This is a genomic window from Actinoplanes sp. 13, assembly GCF_056134165.1.
In genome coordinates, this window is the sequence record NZ_JBVYOQ010000057.1 from 1 (window position 1) to 11,396 (window position 11,396).

General features: G+C 65.5%; 13 protein-coding genes. 7 read left to right on the forward strand and 6 right to left on the reverse strand.

Annotation, left to right across the window (positions count from 1 at the left end; translation table 11 throughout):
- Positions 1-1,274: 1,274 nt before the first annotated feature.
- Positions 1,275-2,090: a hypothetical protein gene (locus AC0NH5_RS42590; RefSeq protein WP_474414123.1), complete on the forward strand. Its 816-nt coding sequence runs from the start codon at positions 1,275-1,277 to the stop codon at positions 2,088-2,090.
- Positions 2,091-2,759: 669 nt separating this feature from the next.
- On the opposite strand, the gene AC0NH5_RS42595 is transcribed toward AC0NH5_RS42590, so the two are convergent.
- The gene (locus tag AC0NH5_RS42595; protein WP_474414125.1) at positions 2,760-3,083 is read right to left on the reverse strand and encodes a hypothetical protein; all 324 of its coding nucleotides are present in this window, start codon (positions 3,081-3,083) and stop codon (positions 2,760-2,762) included.
- A 93-nt stretch (positions 3,084-3,176) separates the two neighbouring features.
- Here AC0NH5_RS42595 and AC0NH5_RS42600 point away from each other — a divergent pair, with 93 nt between their 5' ends.
- Entirely contained in the window at positions 3,177-4,235 is a 1,059-nt protein-coding gene (locus AC0NH5_RS42600; RefSeq protein WP_474414127.1) for a magnesium transporter CorA family protein, read from the forward strand.
- Between the two features lie 509 nt (positions 4,236-4,744).
- On the opposite strand, the gene AC0NH5_RS42605 is transcribed toward AC0NH5_RS42600, so the two are convergent.
- A complete protein-coding gene (locus AC0NH5_RS42605; RefSeq protein WP_474414129.1) occupies positions 4,745-5,983 on the reverse strand; it encodes a trypsin-like serine peptidase in 1,239 nt (412 codons plus the stop codon).
- 613 nt (positions 5,984-6,596) lie between these two features.
- Here AC0NH5_RS42605 and AC0NH5_RS42610 point away from each other — a divergent pair.
- The 4 genes from AC0NH5_RS42610 to AC0NH5_RS42625 all read left to right on the forward strand — a co-directional run bounded on the left by AC0NH5_RS42610 (position 6,597) and on the right by AC0NH5_RS42625 (position 9,243).
- Positions 6,597-7,115, forward strand: a complete 519-nt coding sequence (locus AC0NH5_RS42610) for an RNA polymerase sigma factor (RefSeq protein WP_474414131.1) — start codon at positions 6,597-6,599, stop codon at positions 7,113-7,115.
- 9 nt (positions 7,116-7,124) lie between these two features.
- Entirely contained in the window at positions 7,125-8,192 is a 1,068-nt protein-coding gene (locus AC0NH5_RS42615) for a CU044_5270 family protein (protein ID WP_474414133.1), read from the forward strand.
- Between the two features lie 98 nt (positions 8,193-8,290).
- Positions 8,291-8,545 carry a hypothetical protein gene (locus AC0NH5_RS42620; protein ID WP_474414135.1) on the forward strand — a complete coding sequence of 85 codons (255 nt, stop codon included), beginning with the start codon at positions 8,291-8,293 and terminating at the stop codon, positions 8,543-8,545.
- A 119-nt stretch (positions 8,546-8,664) separates the two neighbouring features.
- Positions 8,665-9,243 carry a hypothetical protein gene (locus AC0NH5_RS42625; protein WP_474414137.1) on the forward strand — a complete coding sequence of 193 codons (579 nt, stop codon included), beginning with the start codon at positions 8,665-8,667 and terminating at the stop codon, positions 9,241-9,243.
- On the opposite strand, the gene AC0NH5_RS42630 is transcribed toward AC0NH5_RS42625, so the two are convergent.
- The 4 genes from AC0NH5_RS42630 to AC0NH5_RS42645 all read right to left on the reverse strand — a co-directional run bounded on the left by AC0NH5_RS42630 (position 9,240) and on the right by AC0NH5_RS42645 (position 10,996).
- Complete coding sequence (locus tag AC0NH5_RS42630) at positions 9,240-9,638, reverse strand: WD40 repeat domain-containing protein (protein WP_474414139.1); 399 nt, start codon at positions 9,636-9,638, stop codon at positions 9,240-9,242. The two genes, AC0NH5_RS42625 and AC0NH5_RS42630, sit on opposite strands and share 4 nt — an antisense overlap.
- Positions 9,639-9,757: 119 nt before the next feature.
- A complete protein-coding gene (locus AC0NH5_RS42635; protein ID WP_474414141.1) occupies positions 9,758-10,300 on the reverse strand; it encodes a hypothetical protein in 543 nt (180 codons plus the stop codon).
- 141 nt (positions 10,301-10,441) lie between these two features.
- Positions 10,442-10,771: a hypothetical protein gene (locus AC0NH5_RS42640; protein WP_474414143.1), complete on the reverse strand. Its 330-nt coding sequence runs from the start codon at positions 10,769-10,771 to the stop codon at positions 10,442-10,444.
- A gap of 54 nt (positions 10,772-10,825) precedes the next feature.
- Positions 10,826-10,996, reverse strand: a complete 171-nt coding sequence (locus AC0NH5_RS42645; protein WP_474414145.1) for a DUF4240 domain-containing protein — start codon at positions 10,994-10,996, stop codon at positions 10,826-10,828.
- Between the two features lie 65 nt (positions 10,997-11,061).
- On the opposite strand from AC0NH5_RS42645, the gene AC0NH5_RS42650 reads away from it, so the two are divergent.
- Positions 11,062-11,343: a hypothetical protein gene (locus AC0NH5_RS42650; protein WP_474414147.1), complete on the forward strand. Its 282-nt coding sequence runs from the start codon at positions 11,062-11,064 to the stop codon at positions 11,341-11,343.
- Positions 11,344-11,396 lie beyond the last annotated feature (53 nt).

Consider the following 11,396-nt stretch of genomic DNA (forward strand, 5'->3'; position numbering starts at 1 on the left):
ACCAGCGAACGAGACCGATCTTCGCGTCGTGACGCTGATCAACATCGATTCAGCAGATCGTGTTAGGAGCTCTTAGTACTGCGACTGTGACGCGACATCCGAAGACAGGTGTCGAACGTCCGCACTACGAGGCGTGACGCCCACAGCTGCCGGACAGCGGCAGACCAGGCAGTCGCGTCGGTGAACGCGTTGGCGTTGCGGTCGGAGGGCCATTGGACCTAGAGTTCGTGGCAAGCGACATGCTTAAGTAGGCACCTCGCCGTGACACGCTCAAAGGTTTTGGCAGTTCTGGAATCCGTACGCCCTGCTCCCTTGAGTGACCTTAACGCCAGCATCTTTCATTCGGGTTATTGCAGTGTTGGCTAGGGCAACCTCATTGTTTCGAAGCAGGTCGGCAACCTCGTAGCCAGTTTTAATCATGCTCTCGAGCGCATCTAAGATCGGCCTAATTAGCTTGTCGTCTTGCGAAGGGTAAGGGACCACGACCCAGCGTTCGTAGAGCTTTCTATAGTGCCCCATAGCCTCCTCTATCCAAGCCGCGTACGCTACCGGATCTCCCCTGGGAGCGGAGTCAGCTCGAGGCGAGCTGGCTAATGCCTCGCGACAATATGAATCCACCTGTTGGATGTATGACGTCCTCGAATCGGGTGCGCTCGCTCGATCAGGCGATCTAGGGGAGAGCCACGCCAGCACGGGGATAACAACTCCAACTAGCGCGGCTACGACACCGATTACCGTTCCAGCTACCGCCAACGTGGAGCGATTCCCCGTCTGTTCTTGGCCTGACATCAATGGCCTCCCGGTGCGCTTCAATGGTGCATGCTTTAAAAGCTGTATGATTGGGCAGACTTGCAACCGGCGCAGTGCGAGTTCAATCCATCTACCATGATGGCCTCCCTTGATTCCACATGCTGTCGAAAAGTGGACAGGAGGTTCCAAGATCTCCAATGCTGGCGGTATATACAAATAGCCCTTAACCAAGGCAAAGCACACGCTCTACACCGGCGGTGGATCATGAACGCATGAGCAGCGGACACGCCATCCTGAAAGTCACCGTTCCACCATGCCGAACGGCGCACGCTTGGGACATATTGTGATTCCCAGGCAATGTTCGGCCTGCCAAGACGTTGATGACGTGCAGCGCGATCAACTCCTGTCGATATCAAATAACAACGCATCCCGGCGCCGAGTCTGACCACTACCTGACTGCGCGGCGTTTGGTCTTGGCGCATCATCGGCACCAGCCGTGAACCGATGCCAGGGTGGCGATAGTCATGCGTGGGCCAACGACGCAGGAGCGCAAGTACACGCTGATTGTGGTGCTAAGCCTGCTCGCTGCCGTTGTCTGTTTCGGCCTCCTCCGCTCCAGCGGTCAGGTCGAGCAGACCGGGGTCAGCCTTGGGGGCGCCTTCGCCGGTTTCGTGGTCACCTCGATCATCCTTCTTCGGGCGTGGCGTGACGATAGACCAGCGGAAATCACCGACCCGGATCCCGCCGAGCACCTCGGCTTTGCTTACGACGAGGTCATCAAGGTTTTGGACTTCCGCTCCGAGGGCGAATCTGATGAGGCGGTCCGACTGAGCGACTACTACCGGGTGCGGAAACGGGGGCCGGAGAGCACGATCGTCTTCCACTACGCGACCACAGGATCAATCGACGGCGCGACGAGCGTGACGCACCCGGGCACCTCAGCTTGGCGCGAGGTAAGCGTCACGCACGCAGGCGGGGACGGTCACGTCTTGAAGCATGAGTATGAGCTGGAGGTCGACTTGGGGGAGCTGGCTCGCGGACAGGTGACGCCGGTGATCTCGCAGCTGGTCTACCGCGGCGCGTTTCAAGGCCGAGAAGGCGAGTGGCTCGAGACCCACGTGGACCATTCCACCGGACGGCTCGGCATGATCGTCATCGCGTCACACACCAATCGCATCCGCAGCGCGGATGCCCGGATGCAGCTGGGACGAGGCCGCTGGACAGCGCTGCCGGCAGAGCCGGCCGTGTTGCAGAGGGGCACAATCGTCTACTGGTCGATCGACCGTCCCGTCCAGGGCGCGCGCTATCAGATCAAGTGGACCTGGGCTGTCGAACGTTGAGATGCGTCCATGTCTCGTAAGCTGTCTTGACCTGAGGAAGTCATACGGACTGACGGACCAGGTGTTCAAGATGACCGGCTTGCGCCACCACCCGACATCAGCTTGGTAGGTATCGCAAACTCGCTCGGCCGTGGTGTGACCTTCGACGTCTCCGAGCGAACACCCGCCCTGATCGCAGCTTGGAAGCGGCAGGCCAAGCGACAACGACCCACTCCCCGATGTGTGGCCGACGCGATCGGATATTAAAAGACCGATATTGTCAAAGCGTTCACCCACGTGGTCCGGTGTGTCGACGGCGAGCCCGTCACCGGCGTGGCAGAGCTCGCGACTGCCCCGGCCTGGAGAAACCGAAGCCGATCCCGTTCAGCGAATGGCTCGGTAGACACAGCGACTACACGTTCTGGCGTTTTGTATTGGCGATCTTTCTACTCCTGAAAGCGTTGATTCTCGTCCTCTCGGCTATTCGCCCGGATGCCTTCGCTGGAACGCCAGGCGGCCCGCGTGGCCGATGAGAACCTGACACCGCATGTTCGGCTCGGCGCGTACTCATCTCGGCAGAAGAGCGCGATCGATCTTGACGGTGGCGTTGATAGCCGAATAGCGGATCACGCGGTGAACAGCGCGTGACCGCTTCGGCACCACGCCCGGTCTCCGTCGCGGCCGGGAGCATCAACAGACTCCATCCCACCACGACGGCTGCGGCGAACCCGACGACCACCAGCCGGGCAGGGTGACGCGCCACCTGTTCCACCGACCGGAGCACCGGCGCCGTAGCCGTAGCGCGCCGAGGCGTTCTGCCACCCGTGTGGCGTGCCGGTACAGCCGATTCCGGAGGGCAGCACCACCGCGGCCGGTCGCCCAGCGTGGTGGCTCGATGCTGGGCGGAGCTGCCAACGGTGCCCAGAGCAGCAGAGCCACGCCGGCGGCGACGGCGGCGAAGAACCCGGCGATCGTTGCCAGTCCTAGCAGCAGCTGACCCCAGGTCGAATCCATCCCGGCCATGATTCCGCAGCAAGGCGGCTCCGTATCCGCTGACAGGCGTCAAAAAAGCGTTAACAATACCGGTCGGAGTGGACTGGATGGCTCATGCTGGCAGGCGTGCACATCGCCAAGATCATCAGGGGCAGGGCTGAACGCCACACCGTCGCGGACCTCGACAGTCTCCTCACCGAGGACACCGGCTTCGTGTGGGTCGACATCCCGCACTGGGACGACGAGGCCGAGCGGGTACTGTCCGAGACATTCGGATTTCACCGGCTGGCCGTCAAGGACTGCCGCGAACGCAACCGGGTGCCCAAGATGCACGTCTACGCCGATCACGTCTTCGTGGTCCTGCACGCCCCGGAGCGCGGCGCACGCGGCCATGTCCATTACCTGGAGCTCGACCAGTTCCTCGGCGCCAATTACCTGGTCACCGTGCACGGCCCGAACAATCCGGCGGTTTCCGACGCGGCGGCCGAACGCGAGACCAGGGCGGCGCGGGAGCGCATCGACAACGGCCGTCTGCGCCCGGCGAGCCCCGCCGCGTTGTCGCATGCCATCGTGGCCGCGCTGATCCGCAACCAGGAGGAGTACGTCGAACTCGTCACCGCCGACGTCTGGGCGCTGGAGCAACAGGTCACCGGTGGGCAGGTGACCGAGCCGGAGGCGTTCCTGACCGACCTGTTCCAGGCCCGGCACGGCCTGTTGTCGGTGCGGACCATGGCCACGCTCAGCGGCGCCCTCTACTCCCACCTGGCCCAGTTGTCCGCGTTGCCCGCCGGGCATCGCGGGCCGGTCGACGACATCGCCGACCGGTTCACCCGGGTCCGGCGCATCACCGACGGGCAACGCGAGTACCTGCAGGGCGTGATCGACTTCTACCAGAGCCTGCTCACCGTTCGGTCCACCATGGTGGGCCAGACCCAGAACGACCGGGTGCAGGAGCTCACCGTGGCCAGCTACGCCCAGAACGAAGAGGTCAAGAAGATCTCCGCCTGGGCCGCCATCTTTTTCGCGCCGTCGTTGGTCGCCGCCGTCTACGGGATGAACTTCACCCACATGCCGGAACTGGGGTGGGTGTTCGGCTACCCGTTCGCCGTGGTGCTGATGATCCTGGCGGGCATGGCGCTGCACTGGGCCTTCAAACGCCGTGGCTGGCTCTGAACAACAGATTCCGCCGACGAGATCAGCGAGGCTCGTCGCGGACTGTCCGCAATGCCAGAGCATGAAGCTCTGCTGACACCGGCCGGCATGAGGCGGTGGACAGGTGGCGCCGTTCACCGGCGGCGTCAACAGCGCGTCAATATTCGTGGCTCCCGCGTACGCATTGTGTGAACAACCATTTCCACTAGGAGCCGGGCGAGATTCCCTGGTGAGGCACGTGAAAACTGGCCGCACCTTTTCGCCATCGAGATAGACCTCGGCCAGCTCTGATGCCCGGGCTGCCCGACGGCTCCTGCTTCAGCATTGCGGTTGTCAGTCTCGTTCAGCTGGTTGCGGAGAAGCCGGGCCGGTCTACCACGCCGCGGTCGACCCTGTACCCACCCTGAACTTGCGGGCACGCGGCGGCTTCCGCCCGGTGGAGGTGCCGGGCCGCGAGGGGTGCTCAGAGTCGTAGCGGGTGCTACGGGTATCGGACCCGTAGCACCCGCTCGGGGAGAGCCGGCGAGCAGTCAGCCGTTGTTGTCGATGAGGCTGGCGATCTCGTTGTAGATGAGATGTGCCTTTGCGCCCTGGTTGGACGGGCAGCCGCCGAGATGATGCAGCGCGATCACGCGGTGGCTGCTGTTCAGCACCGGCGAGCCCGAGTTGCCACCTGACGTGTCGCAGCTGTAGCCGATGTTCCACGTGTTGTAGTTCGCATTCCGTACGGTGCAGGTCGGGCCGTTCTGGGCGTTCTCGTAGATCGCCACTCGCTTCGCGGTGCCGTCGCCGTGTCCGGGAATGTAGATGCGCGTGCCGGTGCTGGTAGCGGCCGTCGCCAGGTAAAGCGTGCCGAACCTCTGGATGTTGGCGAAGTTGTTGACGGAGTACAAGGTGTAGTCCAGCTGATTGGAACTACCGCTGCTCACCCGATAGAGGGTGGCGCCACTGACTTTGGTGCCCGCCCCGGGATTCGAGCCTCCACAGGTGGCGCACTGATAGTCGAACTGCATCTCGCTGCCGCTGACCGCAGCCTGCGTCGAGAAGCAGTGCTTGTTCGTCAGCATCCGGTTGGTGTTGCCGACCCGCCAAGTGGTGCAACGTCCACCACCGCTGATCAGCAGCCGCGCAACGGCCCCGCCGCGGGCGTACTCAGCTGGGTGACTGGTCTGGTAGCAGACCACGTCGCGGCGAGCGTCGGTGCTGCAAACGGACATGAGCGAGACGTTGTACTGGCTGATCTCCGCCTGGTCGTAGCCCCGCCAGAAACGGTCGATGGTCACGACACTGGCGTTGCGCGGGCGGCTGCTGTGCAGGGTCACCACCGCGGTGTCACCCTCCACCGACATCGCCCAGAAACCCGGCTGCCCGTCGGTGGTGAAGTCAGAGCTGGTGGCCCGGTCAAGGTCACGGTTGTACCGGTAGCTCTCACGGCCGTCAGAGCTCGACACGGTGACAAAGTCGCCAGGGGCCAGTCGTAGCGAACTGACGTGGACTTTGATGTACGTCGCACCGGGATGGCGAATGATCTGTGTGCGGTTGCTGCCGGAGTCGGACAGCAAGGCGCTGAGGGTGCGAAGTTCGCCGACCGTTGTGACACCCTCCTCCGAGAACTGGTCCCGTTCGGGCGCGCGCACCGAGTCTGGCGCGGGCGGTCGGGCCGAATGCACATCGGCCTGAGCGGGCGCCATCGACGGCAGTCCCAGCCCTAGCGCACAGGCTCCGACCACGACCATCGCCGTCCGAAGCGAGCGTAAAGCATGTGCCATGGTTGCTCCTCCCCAGCAGTAGCACCGGTCGGTGTTTCCGCCCGTCGGAGGCCGACCAAGTTAGCGCCACCCTACGAACAACACATAGACGTCGGTAGATAGCTTTAAGCTCATACGACGCCACTTGGTGCGACTGCGACATGCAAGCAGACACCCTCCGCCGAGACCGAACAGGCGGCCGAGCCAACTCGCCGGCCTCCCCGGCCAGCGTCTAGGAGTGCCCCGGGATGGAATCGCGTCGCTGGCGTCTCGGTGTCGCGGGGGTGCCGGGCGGCGCTCCACGCCTCGATCGCCGGTCCAGGACCTCGGGACCGGCATCGGTGCACACCCGCCAGATTGTCGAGCGTGACGGCCGGCCCGCCGGGCGGGCCCCGATCCGCTGGTACAGCCTTGTCATGACCTCGGCCGGTACGTCCGCGACCCAGCCCGCGATTGGTGATACGGATCCTTGCTTACGCCAATGACGGACGGTAACGACCACCCCGACCAGCCTTCCCCGCGAGCCCAGCCCTTGGGCTCTTTCAATCAGCAGGGATCTTCGTTGCCGGGTGTAATCAGCGGCGCCCGCGCCGACAAGTACCCGCTGTCCGAGTGAGCTACTTGCGGAGGTGCCATGCAAGACCCCGAGGCACGGGCGACGGAACTCTTCCGGCGACATGCCGACGACATCCATGCGTACGCGTCATGGCGGGTCGGCCGCCAGGACGCCCCAGACGTAGTGGGCGAGGTTTTCCTCGTCGCCTGGCGGTCGGTCGACCGGATCCGGGCGGGTGAGGAGCGGGCGTGGCTCTTCGGCGTCGCCCGCAGGGTGGTGCTGTCCCGGCACCGGAAGACCGCCGCGTCGACGGCGGTCGAGGGCCGGATCGCCCGGGAGCCGGCCGGCACCGACCAGCTCGACGACGACATCGTCTTGCGCGACCAGGTACACCGTGCACTGGCTGCATTGCGCGAGGCGGATCGCGAGGTGCTGATCACCGGAATCTGGTTCGACCTGAGCCCGGCGGAGGCCGCCAAGGTGCTGGGCGTCTCCCGGCCCACCTATCTGGTGCGGCTGCACCGCGCCCGCAATCGGTTCCGGGCGGTCTACGAGTCGACCGCGCCGAAGCCCCACCGCAACCCGTTGGCAGTGTGAGGAGAACCCATGAACATCGATGAGATCGTCCGGGCGGCGCGCCCTGAGCCGCCCGCCGGGTGGGCGCAGAGTAGCAGCGGCCAGCGCGTCCTTGACGACGTACTGGCAACCCCCCGCGCGGCGACGGTGCGGTCGCGCCCCGCCGTCAGGTGGCTGGTACTCGCTGGCTCAGTCCCGGCGGCCGTGGTGGCCGGCGTGCTGGTCCTCGGCCAGACCGGTCCGCCGGCGCCCGTCCCCACCGACACCAACAGGGCCGCGCCGGAGGCCGCGCCGAAGACTGCCCGGCAACTCCTCCTGATCGCCGCCGAGCGGTCCACCGCCGCCGCCGCCGACGGGCGGTACTGGCTGGTCGTCAAAGAACACGGCGCGCTCCGTCAGCTCGGTCCCGCGAAACGGCCGTACCGCATGCTGATCCGTCTCCAGGAGGAGCAGTGGCAGGCGACCCGGGCCGCTGACACCAGCCTGGTGTACTTCCAGCGGCTGACCGCCGCCCCGGCCACCGCAGCGGATCGGGCCGCCTGGCAGGCCGACGGCTCACCCACTCGGTGGACCGACCGGGGTGTGGTCGTCGAGGGCGCGGCCGGCCCGCGGAAGCGCCGCGACATCGACTACCCCAACCGGAGCCGGAGCCGGACCTATCCGCTCGGCGGCACATCGCTGACCGCCGCGCAGCTCGAAGCCCTGCCGACCGATCCGGCGGCGCTGCGCACGTGGCTGCTGAAGCTCTTCAAGGACGTCGGCATGTCCGAGCCGGCCGACTACGCGCTCTTCTGGAGCGGGCGGCACCTCGCCTTCGACCTGCCGGTCTCGCCCGGGGTGCGTGCCGCCGCGTACCGGATGCTCGCAGACATCAAGGGAGTCACCCTGCTCGGTCCGGCCACCGACCAGCGTGGCCGCCCCGGTCTGGCGGTCACCTACACGCGCACCGGCGACAGCGGCAAGGCCGACCAGATCCGGCTGATCATTGACCCCGTTACCGGTCAGGCACTGGCCGAGGAAGACCGGACGGCCGGCGAGCTGACCCGCTATACGATCCTGCTGCGGACCGGATACACCGACGAGGTACCGGTGCGGTAACCCGGGTTGCGGGCCTGCCGCAGGCTCCGGTGCGTCACGATTCTTTACTCGCCGGCGGAGCCAAAGGCCTCCACCCACCCGGGTGACCGTTGCGTGAAGTGACCGCGGGCAGGGCGGGCTGGCAGATCGATGGCGCTGCCGGTGTGTACGCGCCACCTGAGGGACAGTGGACCGCCCGGGTCCGCGCCGTCGACACCCCGGATCGGGCCAGCCGCTGCGGGCACACCGCGATCCTGCACGACGGCGCCGCGCGCCATACCCGCCAGAGCGGCACCGCCGTGGAAGCCGTGCGCTGGGCCGAACGCCTTGTCGCCACCTGCCTCGCTGCGACGGCAGGACACCAGCACAGCTAAGACCGGCGGTACGGTCACGAGCCATCCACGTCCTGAGCGCCGACCATGCCGGCTCGCTACGATCCCAGGCAACACGCGACCGCACGGGGCGCCGTCTCAAGAGGATCGGGACCGTATCTATGCCGGACTGGGGGAACGCGCCCGAGTGGGTGGCCGCAGTGATCGCGGCAGGCGCCGCGCTGTTCGCGTGGCGATCGTATGCTGCGGCGGCTCGGTCGGCTGCCGCAGCGGAGAAGGCGCTCCGACAGCAGCAGGCACCCGAGTTCACCGCGGAGGTGGAGAACCCGAACGGGGATGAGGTCGGCTACGGCGGTTGGCATCGGCTGATGGTCCGCCTCGCGGCGTCGCCGGCTGGCACGCTTGACGAGCTACGCGTCGAGCTTCTCACCGACGGCGTCGCCTTCACGCCCGGCCTCAACGGCGTCCAGCCGGGCGAGCCCCGGTTCGAGGCGGTGCACGCGTACGACAGACTTGAACCGGCCGGGCTGGACGTCGGCGACCGAGCGCGCTGGCGGGTGGAGTTCGCAGAGGAAGACGCAGGAATGCCCACCGTCGATCAGGTCGAGATCCGATTGACGGCGACCCGCAACGGCCACAGCTGGGTCAGCGTGCTGCATGCCGAAGTTGTAGCCCGGCGAACCGAGAAGGAGATGCTGCAGCAAGGCTCCCCCTTCTACCGCCGCCTGGATCAGGGCTAAGAACCGCGGCGAAATCCCTTGCGCCACGGCGACGTCTCCGTTGACAGCTTGCGCGTTCTTGGCGGCGGCGTTGTGGGCCTCCCGTAAATGAGGTAGGCGCGGGCCACCCGTTGGCGCACGCCGATGTTCGGGGTCATCAGCCAAAGGCGAATGCGGATCGGCCCGGTGCCGCTGATCGCGAGCCGGCGCCCGTCCGGGCTGAACGCGACCCCCAGCGGCGGGCCGCCGACCGGCAACTCGGCCGTAGTGCGCCAGGTGGTGAAATCCCAGATCCGTACGGTGCCGTCACTGCTGGCACTGGCCAGCCGCCGCCCGTCGGGGGTGAATGCAATCGTGCTCACCGCGTCGCGGTGCCCTCGCAGCGTGATGGGGACCTGCGTGCCGAGATCCCGCACGGTGTTGGTCCGAGTCGGCTTGCCCCCGATGCAGCGTGCCCGGCCGCCTGGTCTGCAACGACGAAAAGGGCGAGGAAGGCTGCAGCCCATCCCCACCCTTTTTGCTCATGCAGTGGCGCCTACGGGTAGAAATAACTCGGGCTCTGCGCCACGAACTGCAGTTGGCTGTCGCAGAAGCAGTTGTTGTAGACGTCGACCATGGTGCGCGCTTGGCCGCTGCCGGAAATGGTCCACTCGATGATCGGATATTTGCCGAGGTGGTCGAGGTTGGTGCTGTACCAGCCGAGCACCGCCGCATCGCTGAGCCGGACGATGCTCACCAGCGCCATGTCGGTCAGATCATTGTCGAAGTTGTAGTAGAAGTCGCCACGAAGCCTGCCTCCAGAAGCGTTGATGCACGAGCCGATATTCAGCGTGTTCCTGCACCCGCCACCCCTGCCCAACGCGCTTACCTCGCCGCTTGACGACGGCCGCGCCACACTCGGGGCGATCGGCGGCTGTACGGTCAACTTGCCGTTCACGAGCACCCCGTACGCAATTGCCCCAGCAGGCTTAGGCGGGATCACGTCACGCGACGGATCCGCCTGCGCCCCCACCGGCGTTGCCGCGACGATGAGCCCCGCCACCGCTAAGGCCGTCGCCACCTTCTTGAACAGACGCATGATCCATACCTCCCCGTATTGTGAAGCGATTCGGACGATAGGATCATCCGAAACATTGGTACACGGTATGCGGAAGTGCGGTCGAAGGATGCCCCCGTTTGGTATCCGATGAAAGCGATATAAGGCGCAATCCGATGTCGATCACCACATTCGGCTAAACACCGTCTGCACGCTGCGGGTGGCGCTCAATGCCCATCGATTCTCATCCAGGTAGGTGGCGAGCCGGGGGAAGCGTCGTCTTACCTCGACTTCGCTCGTCAGGTCGGTCCGCGTTCCGTACGGTTCGTCCGGGCTTGAAGGGCCGTCGACCGCGAATGGAGCCCCGGTAGCGGCGATGCGCCTCCATGGGAAGGCCGCAAACCAATCGATTCGAGCGTTGTGCCGATCGGACGCCAAGGCGACCAGGCTGTCGGGATCTTCCAGTACGCCGCGCACGGTTTGCCGGCCGTGCGACACAATCCAGTCCTGCACGGCGAGCTCTTCGGCGAGGGGCCCGAGCAGCAGGGTCGCGGCGTCGAGGACCGGTCAACGATAGAGTTCGTCCTGCGCCTGTTCCCATATTTCCTGGAACCGTTCGATGGCATTTGGCCGCAGCCCACGAAGACGGCGAAGCAACGCTTGAGCGACGCGCGCGGTGTCGGCACCAGCCTCCGAGCGGGCATCCTCGACCATCCGCCAGAAGGAAGCCTCGTCCACGAGCAGACTTCACGAGATCCCGCACGCACTGTCATGCCGCGATCCGCTCAGGCGTCCTACCGGCTATGATCCTGATCATGGCGGAGCGGCCAACGGCGGTGTGGCGGAGGCGCGTGGCGGTCGAGGCTGCCGAGATCGCGGCCGGCACACTCGACCCGGATGGCGCAGGCCCGGCGCGACTCTTCCCTTCAGAGCTGCTGGCCCAGACGGACATGGTGTTGGCTGGGTATGAACAAGACGTCTCCGGCCTGGTTGGTCCCCGCTGGGAACCAGCAACCGACACCGAGATATTTGAAGTCATTGAACGGACTGTGAAAGCGCTTAGAGCTCCTAACACGATCTGCTGAATCGATGTTGATCAGCGTCACGACGCGAAGATCGGTCTCGTTCGCTGGTCGTG

What these genes read in the sequence shown, in the direction of transcription:
- AC0NH5_RS42590 (WP_474414123.1), top strand. Translation starts at nt 1,275, where the DNA reads ATGCGTGGGCCAACGACGCAGGAGCGCAAGTACACGCTGATTGTGGTG.
- AC0NH5_RS42595 (WP_474414125.1), bottom strand. Translation starts at nt 3,083, where the DNA reads ATGGATTCGACCTGGGGTCAGCTGCTGCTAGGACTGGCAACGATCGCC.
- AC0NH5_RS42600 (WP_474414127.1), top strand. Translation starts at nt 3,177, where the DNA reads ATGCTGGCAGGCGTGCACATCGCCAAGATCATCAGGGGCAGGGCTGAA.
- AC0NH5_RS42605 (WP_474414129.1), bottom strand. Translation starts at nt 5,983, where the DNA reads ATGGCACATGCTTTACGCTCGCTTCGGACGGCGATGGTCGTGGTCGGA.
- AC0NH5_RS42610 (WP_474414131.1), top strand. Translation starts at nt 6,597, where the DNA reads ATGCAAGACCCCGAGGCACGGGCGACGGAACTCTTCCGGCGACATGCC.
- AC0NH5_RS42615 (WP_474414133.1), top strand. Translation starts at nt 7,125, where the DNA reads ATGAACATCGATGAGATCGTCCGGGCGGCGCGCCCTGAGCCGCCCGCC.
- AC0NH5_RS42625 (WP_474414137.1), top strand. Translation starts at nt 8,665, where the DNA reads ATGCCGGACTGGGGGAACGCGCCCGAGTGGGTGGCCGCAGTGATCGCG.
- AC0NH5_RS42635 (WP_474414141.1), bottom strand. Translation starts at nt 10,300, where the DNA reads ATGCGTCTGTTCAAGAAGGTGGCGACGGCCTTAGCGGTGGCGGGGCTC.
- AC0NH5_RS42650 (WP_474414147.1), top strand. Translation starts at nt 11,062, where the DNA reads ATGATCCTGATCATGGCGGAGCGGCCAACGGCGGTGTGGCGGAGGCGC.